Consider the following 15,498-nt stretch of genomic DNA (forward strand, 5'->3'; position numbering starts at 1 on the left):
ACGAAAGAGCGCATGCAATATTAAAAAATGTGTGAGCATTAGCAATTTGTCTCACAAGATCTCCCGATGTTTTTGAAACCAAATTTACATATGGCTTAAATATAATCAGGAAAATAAGCGCTCCAATAACATTAAATATGACATGTGAAACAGCAACTCTCCTCGCCTGAATATTTCCACCTATACTAGCAATTAATGCTGTAACTGTTGTACCAATATTTGCCCCTATTACTAATGCAAAAGCAGCATTTAATGTCAAAAGTTGTTGAGCTCCCAGTGCCTGTACAATACCAATAGTAACCGATGAACTCTGTCCAATAGCAGTAAAACCAGCGGCAACTAAAACACCGAGAATCGGTTTTTCACTGAGACGAATAAAAAGATTAACAAAATACGGGGATTCTCTCATAAACGCTACGGAAGCCTCCATAAATTGCATTCCTACAAATATTAAACCAAAGCCCATTATGGCGGTACCAATTGCTTTAGTATACTCTTTTTTAAAGGATAAAGTAATTAAAAACCCTATTGCAAAAATAAGCAGGCCGTACTTTGTGAGATGGAAAGCAATAATTTGGGCAGTTACTGTAGTACCAACATTTGCACCAAAAATGATTCCCAGCGTATTCTCAAATCTCAATATCCCGGAGTTTGCAAGGCTTATTACAGTAACCGTAGTGGCAGAACTTGATTGAACAATGGATGTAAAAAGGGCACCAAGACCCAGAGCATAAATTGGTCTTGCTATAATTTTATTAAGAAATCTTTTAAATTCAGTAAAAGCAAAACTTTCCATGCTTTTACTGGTTAAGGTAATACCGTAAATAAACAGCGCCATGCCGCCAATAAATAAGAAAGTGTTTTGAATGTTCATAATTCTATTTTTATAAATAATTTAGAGATATTATTCACGCAACCCCTACCAAAATAAAAAACAGTAGCTAAACGTTTTGCCATTTGGTTTCCCCTCAAAGCCTTCACTTTTTTTATAGGATCTCTCTTTGTAAACCTACTACAATATAATAAATATACGCAAAATTTCAATGCTTTTTAGAAAAACTTCTTTTATGAGCATCAACTAAAACATTCAAATTGTCTTTTCTATTCACTTTTTTTGAATGACGACAAGCAATACTCCTTTTTTAACCTCTACCTGAATTTCGCCGGAAACAGCTATATTGCTTAATGTCAGTGTTTTCCCTTTAAAAAGTGTTTTCCCGTTCAGCTGATATTTAAGTCCTGAGGTTTTCACTCCCTGCACAATGTTTGTCATAGGATAAAGAGATACCGTGCTACTTTTCTTCGTTTTAATTTTCTTTTTGCCATTTACAATATATATCTCTTCTCTTTCTTCAAGAATGTATGTATCTTTACCTTTTTTAAGAAGCGGATAAAGAAGAGAAACATTAAAAAGCATGTGATCAATTCTTCCATAAAGCATCCCTGAAAGGATAAACGTATTAAAATGTTTTCCCAGCGCAACATTTATTGCAAGCTCTGTGTCTGAATAATTCTTATCTTCCGGGAATTGCAAGATGTTTACCCCTTTTTTCTTTAAAAGATTTAACTCGTCACACCCTATTGAATCAAAATCGCCTACCGCAAGATCTGGTATTATGCCACATTTAATAAGTTTGCCTGCCCCCCCATCTACTCCAATAATAAAATCAACTTTTTTTGAAAGTTTTTGGTAGAACAATTTTGAATTACTATTCCCGTTTGCTACAATAAGCACTATTTTCATTTTTTCCCTCCGAGAACGAACTGCATTAATATTAAAAAATCAAATTAAAGAAAGAAAATATGCTCAACAAACAATATTTTTCATTATATTTTATTATATCGCAAATCAAATGAAATCCAACATTTAGCATCAATCACAATGAAATAAAAGATTTGCTTGCGAATACACCTTGATGCCTATATTTTGCCGTTTTCCTTTCATTAAAAACTTTTATTTCCTCTTTGCAGAAATTAGTTAAACAAAAAAATTACTTCTTTTTAGAAAATTCCTTCAACACGTTATGCAGTCTACTCTTTATGCACTGTATGATAAATTTATTCCGATACGCCTCTTTGATAAATAAACAAAACTTGCTAAAATTAGAAAAAAGGAGGTATTATAATGTTTGGACAAAATTTTACGGAAATGCCCGATTTGGGATTGGCGATAGGTTGGTTAATAGGAATTTACGGAGCCTTACTTGCTTTTGGTCTTATAATCGCAATTATCACCGCAATCGTTGCTTCCAGAAAGGGAAGAAATGGATTTGGCTGGTTTTTCATGGGACTATTTTTAAATTTTCTGGGTCTTGGTTTAATTCTTATTGCACTGCCAAAAAAATACTATGTAGACGAAGAAGATGAATTTTAAAAACTAGAGATGAAAATCTTTATCGATACAGCAAACATAGACGAAATTAAAGAAGCATTTTCCTGGGGCTTTGTAGATGGAATTACTACAAACCCTTCCCTGATTAAAAAAGCAGTAAAATATTACAAGAACAAAGGACAGAACATCACGCTAGAAAACTATGTAAAAAATATGCTTGTTACGGCAGGCAAAGGCCATCCGGTAAGCCTCGAAGTAATTGGGAATACAGAAGATAAAATGTATAAGGAAGGTAAATTACTATTCAAAAAATTTAATGGTGCTGCACAGAATGTTGTAATAAAAATCCCAGTAAACCCCGAGATTTCAGAAAATGGCACCCACAACTTTGACGGGTTAAAAACAATAAAAAAACTTTCTGCCGATGGAATCCCTGTAAACTGCACACTCATTATGACGCCGTCACAAGCATTGCTTGCAGCAAAAGCAGGTGCGCGTTACGTGAGCCCTTTTGCTGGAAGAATTGACGATTATCTGAGATTTCAAAATGAAATCCCTTTTACAAAACCAGACTATTATCCAAAAGATGGACTTGTTGTTAACAATAAAATTCTGCATGACAATACTATTGTAAGTGGAATTAACCTCGTCCGGAGCATTGTTAACATATTTGAAAACTATGATTTTGCTACAGAAATAATCGCAGCAAGCATAAGAAATGCGACTCAAGTACAAGAGCTTGCAGAAATAGGGGCAGATATCGCAACGATTCCCTTTCCCGTATTAAAAAAAATGATTTTCCACCATAAAACAAAAGAGGGAATGGAAAAATTTACAAACGATACAGTAGAAGAGTACAAAAATATATTTAAATAAACATTTTTATATACAATCTTGACAAGAATTTTTAGAGTACAATAAACTTTAATAAAAGGAGATATTATGAGAAACATTAGCGAAAAAGAATTTCAGTACTGGGAAAAAACCGGTGATGTAATAGACCAACTCATAGACATCTTGCTTAATTACAGACAAAGTGGCCATCCGGGTGGATCGCGTTCCAAAAGACACATTTTAGTATCCCTTATGCTCTCGGGAATAATGAAATGGGATATAAGAAATCCTGAAAAACGCTTTTCGGATAGATTTATTCTTTCTGCAGGACACACAATACCGTTAGTATATGCAACACTTGCGGCATTAAACGGCGCTATGGATAAAAAATATAAAGAAACAGGAGACGAAAAATTCAGACTCAGAAGAGATATCACCCTTCTCCCGGAAGATTTATTGCAATTTAGAAGAAGGGGAGGATTATCAGGACACGCTGAATTCGGCGGCAAAACACTCTTCCTAAAATTCAACACAGGCCCATCCGGACACGGTCCCACTGGAGCAGTAGGAGAAGCTATTGCTCTAAAGCGAGCAGGTGCAGGCAATATAAAAGTAATTGCCCTTGAAGGAGATGCTGGACTCACGCCGGGCGGAACGCACGAAGCATTGAACTCAGCATGGGCATTAGGGTTGGACAATCTTTTCTTCCTTATCGACTGGAATAACTTTGGTATCGATGATCATCCATTAAAAGAAACCGTCTATGGCGGCCCTAAAGAATGGTTTAGCCCACACGGCTGGCGCACAATGGGCACAGAAAAAGGTTCAAATTATAAAGAAATAACACAGATTATGCTTAATCTATTTGATGATGAAAAAATAGAAAAAAACATACCAAATATATGCTGGTTCAAAACAAGGAAAGGTAGGGGATACTTAAAATACGATAATAAATCACATGGTTCGCCGCATAAAATGAATTCAGAAATATTCTGGGAAACAAAAAGGCCTTTCCAAGAAAAATACGGTGTTAAATTTGTCGGTTATGGAAAAGGAGCGCCAAAAACAAAAGAAGAAATTCACCAGCAGTTCAAAGAAAATATTGATGTAGCAATGAGCGTTATACTCAATGATAAAGAACTTGTAGATTATCTTTCAAACCGGCTTGTTGCAATCGGGGAATCAATCCCGGAAACAATCCCTACACTACAATTATCAGACGGAAGAGAAAATAATCCGGTATATGATCCGGTGCTCACTGACTATAAAAATTATCCTGAAGAACTCTACGCAAAACCCGGTACAAAGGACGCAAATAGAAGCGCATTCAGTAAATGGGGGGCCTGGGTCAATGCATACTGCGCAAAGAAATACAACAGGCCGCTATTTATAGCAATGTCAGCGGACCTTGCAGACTCCACAAAAATTTCAGGGTTTGCAAAACCATTTGGAGATTTTCCGGGATACGGCTGGTACGACAGAAACAAAAACCCTGACGGCACACTCCTCCCACAGGAAATTACAGAATTTGTTAATGCTGGTATCTCGGCAGGAATAGAAACAACAAACTTAGCAAAAGATCCCTACAAAGATTTTTCAGGTTTTTACTCAACCAGTTCAACTTACGGTTCATTTGCATATCTCAAATACGGAATGATGAGAATATTTTCACAGCTGGCACAGGACTGTCCCCTGAAAATAGGAAAAACAATCTGGGTTGAAGGACATTCAGGCCCTGAAACAGCAGATGATTCAAGAACGCACTTCGGTATATATGCACCAGGCGTAAGGGATATGTTCCCTGAGGGACAGGTTATAGATCTTATCCCATGGGAACACAATGAAGTACCCGTACTTTTGGGAAAGGCATTGCAACTTGACGTACCAATTATTGCTCTTGTCCTAACACGACCAAGTATTACAATACCGGACAGAGAAACAAGAGGATTGGGATCATATTTTGAAGCAGCTCACGGTGCATACATTCTTAAAGATTTTGAAGAAGGCAAAGAAAAAATGGGCACAGTCATTGTACAGGGCACGAGCTCAACACTCAGCGTCGTAAATATAATAGATGAATTAAGAAACGCAAATCTTAACGTGCGTATCGTTGCCGCCCCAAGCTATGAATTGTTCAGGAGAGAATCAGAGGAATACAAAAACAAGGTATTACCGTGGAAACAGTTTAATGATGCAATGGTTATTACAAATGAATCAATCAAACTGATGTATCACTGGATTGGAAACCCCGTTGTAAAAGAATATTCGCTCTCATGCGACTGGGACAACAGATGGAGAACGGGCGGTACCCTTGCCGAAGTAACCGAAGAAGCACACCTCGACGAAAAACATGTCTTTAGCGGGATAGAACGCTTCGTAAAAGACAGAGAAAAAAGAATCTCAAAACTAAAAGACATCATATAAAAAATAGATAACAAATAGATCAGGGGGCAAAAGCCCCCTTTTTTATTCCATAAAATCATTTTTCAAAATACCGTTCAATTGCATTCTTTTGCTTAAAAAGTCATTTAAAACCTCCCAAAATAAATTTAGAGATATTTATTAAAGGAATAAAATATAAAAAGGGAAGGTGTAAAAAATAATATTGCAAATATAATTTTTTAGTATTATAATGTTAACTAATATCTGTATAAAGTGCGCTAATCGCATAATTCTATATGGTAGGAAAAAGGAAAGTTAAAAAATATAAACCCCAAAAGGATAAAGCAAAATATATGAAAGGCAAAGAAAAAACAAAAGAGCAGCTGCAAAATGAATTAGCAAAATTGCGTCAGAAGATTGTTGAATTAAAAGCACAGAAAAAATCAGTAAAATCTGAAGAAATCTACCGTTTAATTGCTGAAAATACCAGTGATGTGGTTACTCTCCAAGATTTTAATTTACAAACAAAATACAGATATATCAGCCCTTCAATTAAAGATGCTACGGGTTATAAGCCAGAAGAATTAGTCGGTAAATCTCCTTTTGATTTTATCCATCCTGACGATAAAAAGAAATTGTTACCAATATTAACAAAATATGTTACTGCCAAGTTTAAAAAGCTTTTTGCCGGAAAAGAATCTAAGATTACTGAGAGAATAGAATTTCGTTTTAAAGAAAAGGGTGGAAATTGGCGCTATGTTCAAAGCACCGGAAATATTATAGGCAATCAGTTGCTTTTTGTCTCTAGAGACATCACTGAAATAAAGAAAGCTGAAGAAGCCCTACAACAAAGCCAGCAGAAATTTGCCAGTCTATTCAAAAATAGTCCCGAGGCTTTGGTCTATTTAGATAAAAACAGTAATATCGTAAATATAAACCCACGCTTTACCGAGCTTTTTGGCTATACTTTGGAAGAGGTTAAAGGCAAAAACATCAACGACGGGATGATTCATCCCCCGGACAAAATAGAAGAAGGAAAAAATTTGGATAAAACAGCATTGTCTAAAGGTTATTTTAATTATGAAACGGTAAGAAAAAAGAAAGATGGTACTTGCTTCCCAGTATCTGTATCTGGCTCTGATATAGTAATCGGCAGGCAGATAAAAGGGATAATTGGCACTTATATTGATATCACTGAACGAAAAAAGATGGAAGAAGAACTGCAAAAATTAGCTCGCTATGACACTCTTACCAATTGTTACAGCAGAGGATACGGGCTTGCTCTGTTAGAACAGCAGATTAAGATCGCCAATCGAAAGAAAAATCCTATTCTTTTATCCTACCTCGATGTAGATAACCTTAAAGATATCAATGATACCTTTGGTCATGGAGAAGGAGATGAAGCCTTAAAAGAAGTAGCTCAATTCTTTAAATCTATCTTAAGAGAAGCCGACATTGTCTGCCGCATAGGAGGAGATGAATTTATGTTAATCCTTCCCGACAATTCCTTGGATGATGAACCTCTAATCAAAGAAAGAGTAAATAAAAAATTAAAAGAATTAAACAAAAATTTAAATAAGCCCTATAAGATAAGCTTTAGTATCGGTTTTTCTGTTTATGACCCAACTAATCCTGCCTCAATAGAAAAATTAATTAAAACAGCTGATGAAAAGATGTATGAAGAGAAGAAAGAAATACGGGAAGATTATAAGTTAACTCAAAAGGAAAATTATAATTAGCAAATTAAATCATATAAACAAACCCTCATAAAAAACAGTTTCGCCTAACGTCCCGTTGTTATCAAAAGTCGCACAAATCATTTTATAAATCTACCATCATCTTTTGATGTTGAAAGTTTATCTAAATTTTTCTCAAGCCATCCTCTTTTCTCCGTTTCTCTTATATCAAATTCTGGAACATAAGGTTTTATATCCAAAAGAGGAGTTCCTTCTATAATATCTATATCTTGAATATGAAGTATATTCTCTTCAACTCTGACAAGCCGTACTATTGAGATACCAATAGAGTTTGGTCTACTTGGAGCTCGCGTCGCAAAAACTCCACGTACCTCATTGTCCATATATGGTTTCACCGTTAATGGTGAACCTTTGGATAAATGGAAATGGTATACTAAAATAATATGCGAGAAGCCCTCAATATCTTTTAGGCCTTCAGCATATTTTGTAAATAGCTCAACCGTTCCATTAACATTCTTAGCACCTGCAGGTTGTATGGGAGTTCCCTTAGGTTCTTTAAATGAAGAATGAATGACCCCAATTGGTTTGTACTTTATTTCATTCATAATTTCCACTTCCTTATACATACAATTTTAGTAACGTTTTACGGGCGAAAGAAGTTACCAAAAGCAATTTAGGTAAAGTAAAGAAAGCCTTTTATCCGTTATTCTATGTCCTTGAGGGCAAAGTTATAAGGCAGCCGCAAAGTTCTAAGCTCCGCCTATGATTTTTATTTGGGCTTTGCATACCAATATTTTTCCTTTTTAAGAAATTCTCCAATTCCTTGTTTACGGATTTTTCTTATATTTTTTATATGAGCATCGCCATGGCCCAGCTTTAAAAAATCCAGTTTTTCGCACGTTTCAAATTCCTCACATTCCCAACAACCATCAATCCCTTTTTTCTGGCAGCATTTTCTAATTTTACAGAAAGGTGGGCCTCCGCCATCTTTGCAGATCTTTCTGCAGCGGAGTTTTACCATCGCTCCTAACACTTCATAGCATTGCTGATAGTTATTGAATGTCTTAAAGAATGAGATTTCTGATAAAGCTTCTGCTGTTTTGTCAAATCTTACTCCTTTCAGTTCTTTTCTGAGATCTCTTGCCAAGTCAGCAATCTTTCCTTTATAATTGGGACAATCCCCGCAGTAAAGACCACAGTATGCAATTAAGTTTTTATTTTCTTTATTACTATTCCCCATCTCTTCACCTCCCTGTTGAATTATTTCTGCACCTTTAAATCTTCTTGTTTTAAAAGCAGAGTCAGAATTTTATATACATCGTTTATATCCGAATGGTTCAGATATCATTCCAGTTTATCAACATATACGAGTAATTCACATATACATCCCTTCTAGACTCTCCCTTTTACTCTCGTAAAACCCCTCATTATTTTATACTCCACAATTTTTTGTAGTCAAGTATGTTTAGAGAAAATGACTTACCTGCTCGGGAGGAACACACTAAAATATCTTTTATATAATAATATGAATAAAGTTGCTAAAAAGAAGCTCCTACATCTAAAAAACCATTCTTAATTTTATACAACGTTTTCGGCTTTTGTCTAAATTTTGCAAAGCAAAATTTAGACAAACAAAGCGAACCGCAAAGACTGTGTTAGCTACAACACAAGTGAAATGCTTTTACTCAATTCTTTTTCCGTAGGCGTGGTATCAGAAATGGAGTTTTCCTCTTGTACTCTAGGTATTCAAAACCAAATCTCTCCTCTAATTCTGTTTCATCAACCATTTTATTATATACCATGAGTAACATTGCAAAGATCAAAGCTAACCCAACCGTAGAAAGCGAACCACTCCAGATAGCAATTCCTAGATAGAATATAATAGTTCCCAAGGACATTGGGTTTCGGCAATAACTGTAAGGCCTTTGTACAACCAATTTCTGTGTAGGGATCATCGGTACCGGTGTTCCACGACCGACGAAAAACTGGACTTGTATAGACCACACAGCAAATAACAACCCCATACTGATAAATAGCAAGCCAATAATATGGTTTATTGCTCCATAAACAAATGTTTGGAAGTGAAACCACTTATCAATATGGGAAGATGCTGTGATAAGAAAAAACGGAATTGCAACTACAAAAAATATTCCTCCCAGAAACAGAACAATAACTCGTTGTTTCTTACTATATTCACGTTCAGCCCATTTTTTGAATCTACTCATATGCACCTCTTCATGGCTCAAAACTAAGCATGTCACCTAACATCTCCATTATATACGGCTGCACCTAAAGGAAACAATGTCCCGAAGAGAAGGGACATTAACCTGCAGCGTATATACTAAGTTAAACGATAGCACGAATGAGAATTTATTAAACTTCATTATCATGACTTCCCTCCTATTTGCCAGCCATTTTCTTCCCATGTCCTTCTCATCACAAGATTGCGTTTGAGATACTCATCAACGACATCTTTAGATACCTGATTCAAAGGACAAGAAAAATTGATGCATTCAGAACAAGTATATTTTCGTAAAGTCCAAACAAACATTATACCTCCCCATACAGCAAGGAAAGTAAAAATGTATTGCTTTCCGATAATCAAAAATATAAATGGATAAATAAACAATATAATAAAACCAATTATAAGTTGAACTTTTTCCGAGTTACTCATTGGCTCTGGATGATATTTCCAAACCTTGAGAAAACCATAATTGGCGATACAGTGTAATATTTTCCTTTTCTCAGCATAATAAGGGCAATGACTGCAAAGGATACGAATCTCCCAGAAATTAAAGAAGATAATCATAAAACCAACTTCTCCCAGAATATACCAACCATAGCCACCCACTATCATCCCAATAAAAGCTGGAATGGCAAAGGTCCAGAAAAGACCCATAAAATGAAACAAATCTCCTGAATTGTAACGACACTTTAAACGACTAGCAAGAGGGCAATCTTTACATTCAGAAAGCGCTCTCCAGCAACATGTGTTGTAGGGATTATTCGTCTGTTCTTGTTTTGTCATAAGAAATCATCCTCTTTTTTTAGGCCTAAATAAATTTACATAGCCATTTATTTTACATTTTGAAGTTTGCTTTTAATCCAACTTACTATATCCGAATATTCCATTATTTCTTTACATTTTTTTTAATAAGATAAAAAACTCCTATCATCGATAAAAGAATTACCACTATCAGAAGACTGATGATTAAATCAAAATAATTCCCAACAATAAAATGATATATTTCTAAGCAAATAAATAGTACAATAATTATTAACCAAAGATATTGTGGAAGTTTTCTATTCATTTTCTCTCCTTTTTTTAAACACATCTTTGCTTTTTATGGCAGCAATTTTGCGTGTTTTCGAAGTGAATTACGGAGTTTTAAATCTTATAGCATATATTTTTCGCGGGAAATCGCCTTTTGCATACACGATCTTCTTTTTCCCTTTTGCAACATCTTCATCTGCATATGCCTCTACCACTTCGCCTATAAACAGACTTTTATCTCCCACTTCTATTTCTTGCTTAAGCTTGCATTCCATATGCGCTACACATTCATCAATAATGGGAACTCTTACTTGGCGTGCCGGTTGCGGCGTCAAACCAGTTTCTTTAAATTTATCCACGTGATACCCTGAATGGAAGCCGCAATAATATATCTCTGCCTTTAGGTTCTCCGAAGGAACATTTACAATAAATTCTTTAGCGCCTTCAATTAATTTATATGAATAAGTCCCTTTTCCTATGGCACAAGCTATAAATGGAGTCTCCTTTGACACAGGCATACAAAAGCTAACCGCTATGATATTTGATTCCCCGCTTATATCCCCACATGTTATTAAAAAATGTCTCATCGGCCACATAAACTCTAAATATTCAACATTAATTTTCATTCCGCTTCTCCTTTTTATTCTCGTAAAACACCTTATTATTTTATATCCCACAATTTTTTATAGTCAAGGAAAGATATCCAACTAATTCTTAAAATCCCAAAACAAATTTGCAAATGTTAGTCAAGAAGGATAAAATATAAGAAAGGAGAGGAAAATAAAAATGATGAGCAGTGATTCTCGTTTTTTTACAAACAAAAAAGAAATAGAGTTTTTGTCAGATCTAAAATCTTATATTTCAAAACCTAACCTACTCAACACCTCGATTTTAATCTTTAAAAGGGAGGTTTAAAAAATGGGAAAAAGAATGAGCAAAAGAATGACACGAGATCAGGCAAGTTTTAAACGACTAAGAAGTTTAATATCCAGTAAGTATAGTCTATCTTACCGCAGGCATTTAAGCATTATGAGAAAGAAATGGATAAAAATTATGAAAAAAAATAAAAGGAAAAACAAGTAGCAGGTCTTGAAATAACAATTTTCATTATAAGCATCATTTTAATTACTATAAAAAGTCTTTTGTAAATCAATAAGTAAAAAACTTTTATTAAACCATAAAAATAAACTTGAAGGTATTTATTAAGAAGACAAAATCAAAAAAGAATTTCCAGAGGATAAACAAATTACTTGCAATATCGTTGATCTGAACAACGACACAAGAACAATAACGATCACATATGGCAGGTAAACAAAAGGAAATACATCTTTAGAGGGTAGGGAAACAACCTGCTCTTTTTATAATTATCACTTCAAAAAATATCACAGATAGAAAGTAAAAACTTTAAAAATAACTAGAAAATGTATATAATTCATATGAGATCTCTGAAAAACTCTGTTTGTCACTCTGAATTTATTTCAGGGTCTGGTAACTTGTCGGTTTTCTCTGATGCAGAAGCAAACTTATCATAACATTTTATTCTATTCCCATACTTTTTCAGAGATCTCCATATATTGTATTGACACACCGTAAAATAATTGTAAGCTTAAAAAATAATAAAAAAATTGAATTTTATTTTACTATGGAAATACAGTAAAAAATATATATTTAAAGGAGGCAAAAATGGTACGAAAACAAGCATTGTGTGCACTCATTGTATTAATCATCATTGCATCTTTGCTTATTCCAGCTAACATTCCCCTTGCCGCAAACCCTACTGGTGTACTCACCCCTAAACAGATTATTGCGCTCACACAACCCGGAGTTACGTACATTCAGACAATTATTGAAGGTCACGTAATGGCCCCGAATGCTTTGTTTGATGAGAATTTCTCTTTCTGGGAAGACCCAGAAGGAGGGTTCTGGGAAGAATATGCACAAACTGGTGTTTCTGGTTCTGGGTTTATTGTTACACCTGAAGGTTATATTGTAACAAATGCACATGTTGTAAAATTTACAGAGGATTTTAAAAAATTTATGATTTTAAAAACAGTGGTGGAAAAAGAAATAGAATTACAGACTGAAAATGGTTGGATAGCAGAATCAGAGGTATCAGCATTTTCGAATGGGTTTTTCCAGTTTTTATTTCAACATGCGCAGATAAAAAATGTACCAATAAAAGTTTATGCATCTTTGGGTAAGTCAATTCCCGGCATTGCAATTATACAAGAAGGTTTACAAGCAGAGATAAAAAAAGTTGGCGATCCATCCGGCACAGGTACAGGCAAGGATATTGCAATCCTAAAAGTAGAATCAAGTGTTGCACTTCCCACCGTAAAATTAGGAGATTCATCCAAAATGGCAGCTGGCGAAAAAATTTACTGTATAGGCTACCCTGGCGTTGCAACATTCCATCCATATTTAAAAGGGGAAAGTGCCACCGTCTCTACTGTAACAACAGGTATTATCAGCGCTGTAAAGCAAATGCCCGGCGGATGGTCTGTTCTCCAGACAGATGCTGCAATCTATCATGGAAATTCCGGAGGGCCAGCGTTCAATGAAGAAGGTGAAGCAATTGGAATTTCTACGTTTGGCACAATAGATTACAATACAGGGCAAACAATCGAAGGTTTCAATTTTCTTGTACCAATAAATCTTGTTGAAGATTACTTAAATGAACTTGGCGCTACTCCACATCAAGGTCAACTTGATGAACGTTACGAAACCGCCTTAAACTATATGTGGAACAGCTATTATTCAAAAGCATTGGATGAATTTACTATTGTAAATCAAATGTACCCCGCACATCCATATACATCAGAGTTTATACAACTCTGTCGCACAGAGATTGATGCAGGGCATGATAAAAAAGATGTCCCTGTGCTATGGATTATAATCGGACTAATTGTAGTATCCGCAGCATTAGTTACATTTATTTTAATGCGTCGCAAAAAAGGTAGTATTAAAAACGATGGCAAAAAAGCATAAAAAATAAAAAAGAGGAAGGCCGCCACAGCAATTTGTTGTCCTATGGCGGCTTTCGTTGAGTCAGATATTAAAATGCCCTTTTCCTTTAGGCTATGTAATAATAACTTTTTGCCACAACCTCTCCGCCGTAATATTGGTTGAGACAATGATGCAAGGACAACAGCAATTACATACGACAAGTAAAAAGATAAAAAAGAAATAAATTATATTTTTATTCTTCTAAAATCTTTTCTGCTGCTTTGGATATCCACTTTTTATCAGCAAGCAATGCCCTTCCTATACCTACGGTATCCGCTTTACCGCTTTTAATGACATAATTTGCAAATTCCGGCGTTCTAATCCCGCCAGTTACATTAACCGGAATATTGATAATTTCTTTAAGAGCACTGCTATAGGGAACATAATATCCTTCAATCTCCTTTAGCTCTTTTGGCCTGCTTCCCGAATAACCACCGGATATATCAATCATATCAACACCTTTAACTGAAATCTCTCTTGCTACTTTTAACCCGTCTTCAAGCTTAAGCCCGTTTGGGTAAAAAGTAAATTGCGGTGGATTATCAGACGCCGGGAATCTGATTATAATAGGTGTCTCGCCAATTTTATGTCTTACATCTTCAATTATTTCGATTAAAATTCTCATTCTATTTGTCAGGCTGCCACCATATTCATCGCTTCTTTTATTTATAAACGGCGAAAGAAATTGATTTATCAAAAATCCATGCGCCGCATGAATTTCTACCATATCATAACCTGCACCAATAGCTCTTTTTGCAGCATCACCAAAAGACTCGACTATGCCAGTTATATCTCTTTTAGAAAGGTCTTTCTCGTTTATAGAATTCAGCGTCTCCCTTACATCGCCCTCATTGTCTACAACAAAATCGCCTTCATCTTTATTTGCAAGCATGGTCTTAAGTTCGGGGATATCAAAAAGGTTTGCCCCTGCATGATTAATTTCAACTGCAACTCTTGCCCCATTTTTATAAATAGCGTTAACCAATTTTTTATGTCCTTCAACAAACTTATCATGCGACAAAAGCAATTGATTTGGCATAACCTTCGATTCAGGAGATACAAAAACATTCTCAGTAATTACTAAACCCATTCCCAATCCTGACATTTTAGAATAGTAATCAACGACAATATCATTTACAAATCCGCTCTTTTCCGGGTTCTTCACAGCAAGCGGAGGCATTAATATCCTATTCTTTAAATCAATATTTCTTATTCTAATCTGAGAAAAAAGATTTGTCATTTATGCCTCCTTTTTTATGTTAAATGAATTTATCATATTGTTAAAATCATCTTCATACATACGATAAAACTCATCTTGAGATGAATATTTGAAAACGTAAGCTATTCCATTTTCGAAAAATGCTACCTGCCTCAGTTTCCAATAAGGTGTTCCGGAGAGTATATCATACCCGCTTATATTATTTACCGAAATTACGACCTCATTTAAGATTGGTACACCACCCGACATCTCTAATCCTTTCTTGAACTCCTCTTTAACTTCTTGTAAATCTGTGGCTGATTTTACTATTAATTCGATTTCCACTGGGAATTGTGGCCCGTCCTTAAGTATTTTCTTCTCGAAGGATACAACTTTTTTAATATTTTTATCTGGAAAATCTACACAATAACAATTTTTATAATCAAGTGATGGATCGCACTGTTCAACATCTTTATCTACATAAATAGAAAATTCCCAACCACCTGGATACTCAAAACAATAGCCGAGTTTATCGTCATAAACATACTCTTGGGTTGATAGCGATCCCAGTGCTGGTTCTGTTGGAAGTGGAGGTGTAAATGATGATTCCGCCGTTTGTCTTTCTGTATATAACCAAATAGAAGAGGCAAGTACTACTATTGCCAGAATCGCAATTCCTAGGATTAATTTTTTATTCATAACTTTCTCTCTTTTTTAATCTAAATTGAGTAATTCCTTATCACTCTATGAGAATTTTAGCTAATTTTAGAATTTT

The 15,498-nt window shown here is 35.1% G+C and carries 15 protein-coding genes; 6 read left to right on the top strand and 9 right to left on the bottom strand.

All coding sequences use genetic code 11. The features are described from left to right. Nucleotides 1-874, bottom strand: an 874-nt coding sequence (locus U9Q18_01665) for a Na/Pi symporter (GenBank protein MEA3313064.1), incomplete at its 3' end; no start/stop codon positions are given. A gap of 231 nt (nucleotides 875-1,105) precedes the next feature. Continuing rightward, on the bottom strand, nucleotides 1,106-1,744 hold the full coding sequence (locus U9Q18_01670; protein MEA3313065.1) for a thiamine diphosphokinase: 639 nt from the start codon (nucleotides 1,742-1,744) through the stop codon (nucleotides 1,106-1,108). Nucleotides 1,745-2,125: 381 nt separating this feature from the next. Between U9Q18_01670 and U9Q18_01675 the strand changes: the two genes are divergently transcribed. The 4 genes from U9Q18_01675 to U9Q18_01690 all read left to right on the top strand — a co-directional run bounded on the left by U9Q18_01675 (nucleotide 2,126) and on the right by U9Q18_01690 (nucleotide 7,287). Continuing rightward, nucleotides 2,126-2,374 (top strand): hypothetical protein, encoded by a 249-nt coding sequence (locus tag U9Q18_01675; protein MEA3313066.1) that lies wholly within the window; start codon nucleotides 2,126-2,128, stop codon nucleotides 2,372-2,374. A 9-nt stretch (nucleotides 2,375-2,383) separates the two neighbouring features. Beyond that, the gene (locus U9Q18_01680) at nucleotides 2,384-3,208 is read left to right on the top strand and encodes a transaldolase family protein (protein MEA3313067.1); all 825 of its coding nucleotides are present in this window, start codon (nucleotides 2,384-2,386) and stop codon (nucleotides 3,206-3,208) included. A gap of 66 nt (nucleotides 3,209-3,274) precedes the next feature. Continuing rightward, nucleotides 3,275-5,590, top strand: a complete 2,316-nt coding sequence (locus U9Q18_01685) for a 1-deoxy-D-xylulose-5-phosphate synthase N-terminal domain-containing protein (GenBank protein ID MEA3313068.1) — start codon at nucleotides 3,275-3,277, stop codon at nucleotides 5,588-5,590. Between the two features lie 311 nt (nucleotides 5,591-5,901). Continuing rightward, nucleotides 5,902-7,287, top strand: a complete 1,386-nt coding sequence (locus U9Q18_01690; protein MEA3313069.1) for a PAS domain S-box protein — start codon at nucleotides 5,902-5,904, stop codon at nucleotides 7,285-7,287. 77 nt (nucleotides 7,288-7,364) lie between these two features. On the opposite strand, the gene tsaA is transcribed toward U9Q18_01690, so the two are convergent. The 5 genes from tsaA to U9Q18_01715 all read right to left on the bottom strand — a co-directional run bounded on the left by tsaA (nucleotide 7,365) and on the right by U9Q18_01715 (nucleotide 11,145). Beyond that, nucleotides 7,365-7,850, bottom strand: coding sequence for a tRNA (N6-threonylcarbamoyladenosine(37)-N6)-methyltransferase TrmO (gene tsaA, locus U9Q18_01695; GenBank protein MEA3313070.1), 486 nt, complete (start codon nucleotides 7,848-7,850; stop codon nucleotides 7,365-7,367). 164 nt (nucleotides 7,851-8,014) lie between these two features. Next, nucleotides 8,015-8,485: a DUF3795 domain-containing protein gene (locus U9Q18_01700; GenBank protein ID MEA3313071.1), complete on the bottom strand. Its 471-nt coding sequence runs from the start codon at nucleotides 8,483-8,485 to the stop codon at nucleotides 8,015-8,017. 445 nt (nucleotides 8,486-8,930) lie between these two features. After that, on the bottom strand, nucleotides 8,931-9,470 hold the full coding sequence (locus tag U9Q18_01705) for an isoprenylcysteine carboxylmethyltransferase family protein (protein ID MEA3313072.1): 540 nt from the start codon (nucleotides 9,468-9,470) through the stop codon (nucleotides 8,931-8,933). A gap of 161 nt (nucleotides 9,471-9,631) precedes the next feature. Next, nucleotides 9,632-10,273, bottom strand: coding sequence for a hypothetical protein (locus U9Q18_01710; protein MEA3313073.1), 642 nt, complete (start codon nucleotides 10,271-10,273; stop codon nucleotides 9,632-9,634). A 350-nt stretch (nucleotides 10,274-10,623) separates the two neighbouring features. Further along, the gene (locus U9Q18_01715; protein ID MEA3313074.1) at nucleotides 10,624-11,145 is read right to left on the bottom strand and encodes a flavin reductase family protein; all 522 of its coding nucleotides are present in this window, start codon (nucleotides 11,143-11,145) and stop codon (nucleotides 10,624-10,626) included. 292 nt (nucleotides 11,146-11,437) lie between these two features. On the opposite strand from U9Q18_01715, the gene U9Q18_01720 reads away from it, so the two are divergent. Together U9Q18_01720 and U9Q18_01725 are read left to right on the top strand one after the other, a co-directional pair. Further along, nucleotides 11,438-11,602, top strand: coding sequence for a hypothetical protein (locus U9Q18_01720; GenBank protein MEA3313075.1), 165 nt, complete (start codon nucleotides 11,438-11,440; stop codon nucleotides 11,600-11,602). Nucleotides 11,603-12,202: 600 nt separating this feature from the next. Then, nucleotides 12,203-13,507: a trypsin-like peptidase domain-containing protein gene (locus U9Q18_01725; GenBank protein MEA3313076.1), complete on the top strand. Its 1,305-nt coding sequence runs from the start codon at nucleotides 12,203-12,205 to the stop codon at nucleotides 13,505-13,507. A 211-nt stretch (nucleotides 13,508-13,718) separates the two neighbouring features. On the opposite strand, the gene U9Q18_01730 is transcribed toward U9Q18_01725, so the two are convergent. After that, on the bottom strand, nucleotides 13,719-14,765 hold the full coding sequence (locus tag U9Q18_01730; GenBank protein ID MEA3313077.1) for an NADH:flavin oxidoreductase: 1,047 nt from the start codon (nucleotides 14,763-14,765) through the stop codon (nucleotides 13,719-13,721). Further along, nucleotides 14,766-15,422 (bottom strand): hypothetical protein, encoded by a 657-nt coding sequence (locus U9Q18_01735; protein ID MEA3313078.1) that lies wholly within the window; start codon nucleotides 15,420-15,422, stop codon nucleotides 14,766-14,768. Nucleotides 15,423-15,498 lie beyond the last annotated feature (76 nt).

The sequence above is a fragment of the Caldisericota bacterium genome (genome assembly GCA_034717215.1).
GTDB lineage: Bacteria > Caldisericota > Caldisericia > Caldisericales > Caldisericaceae > UBA646.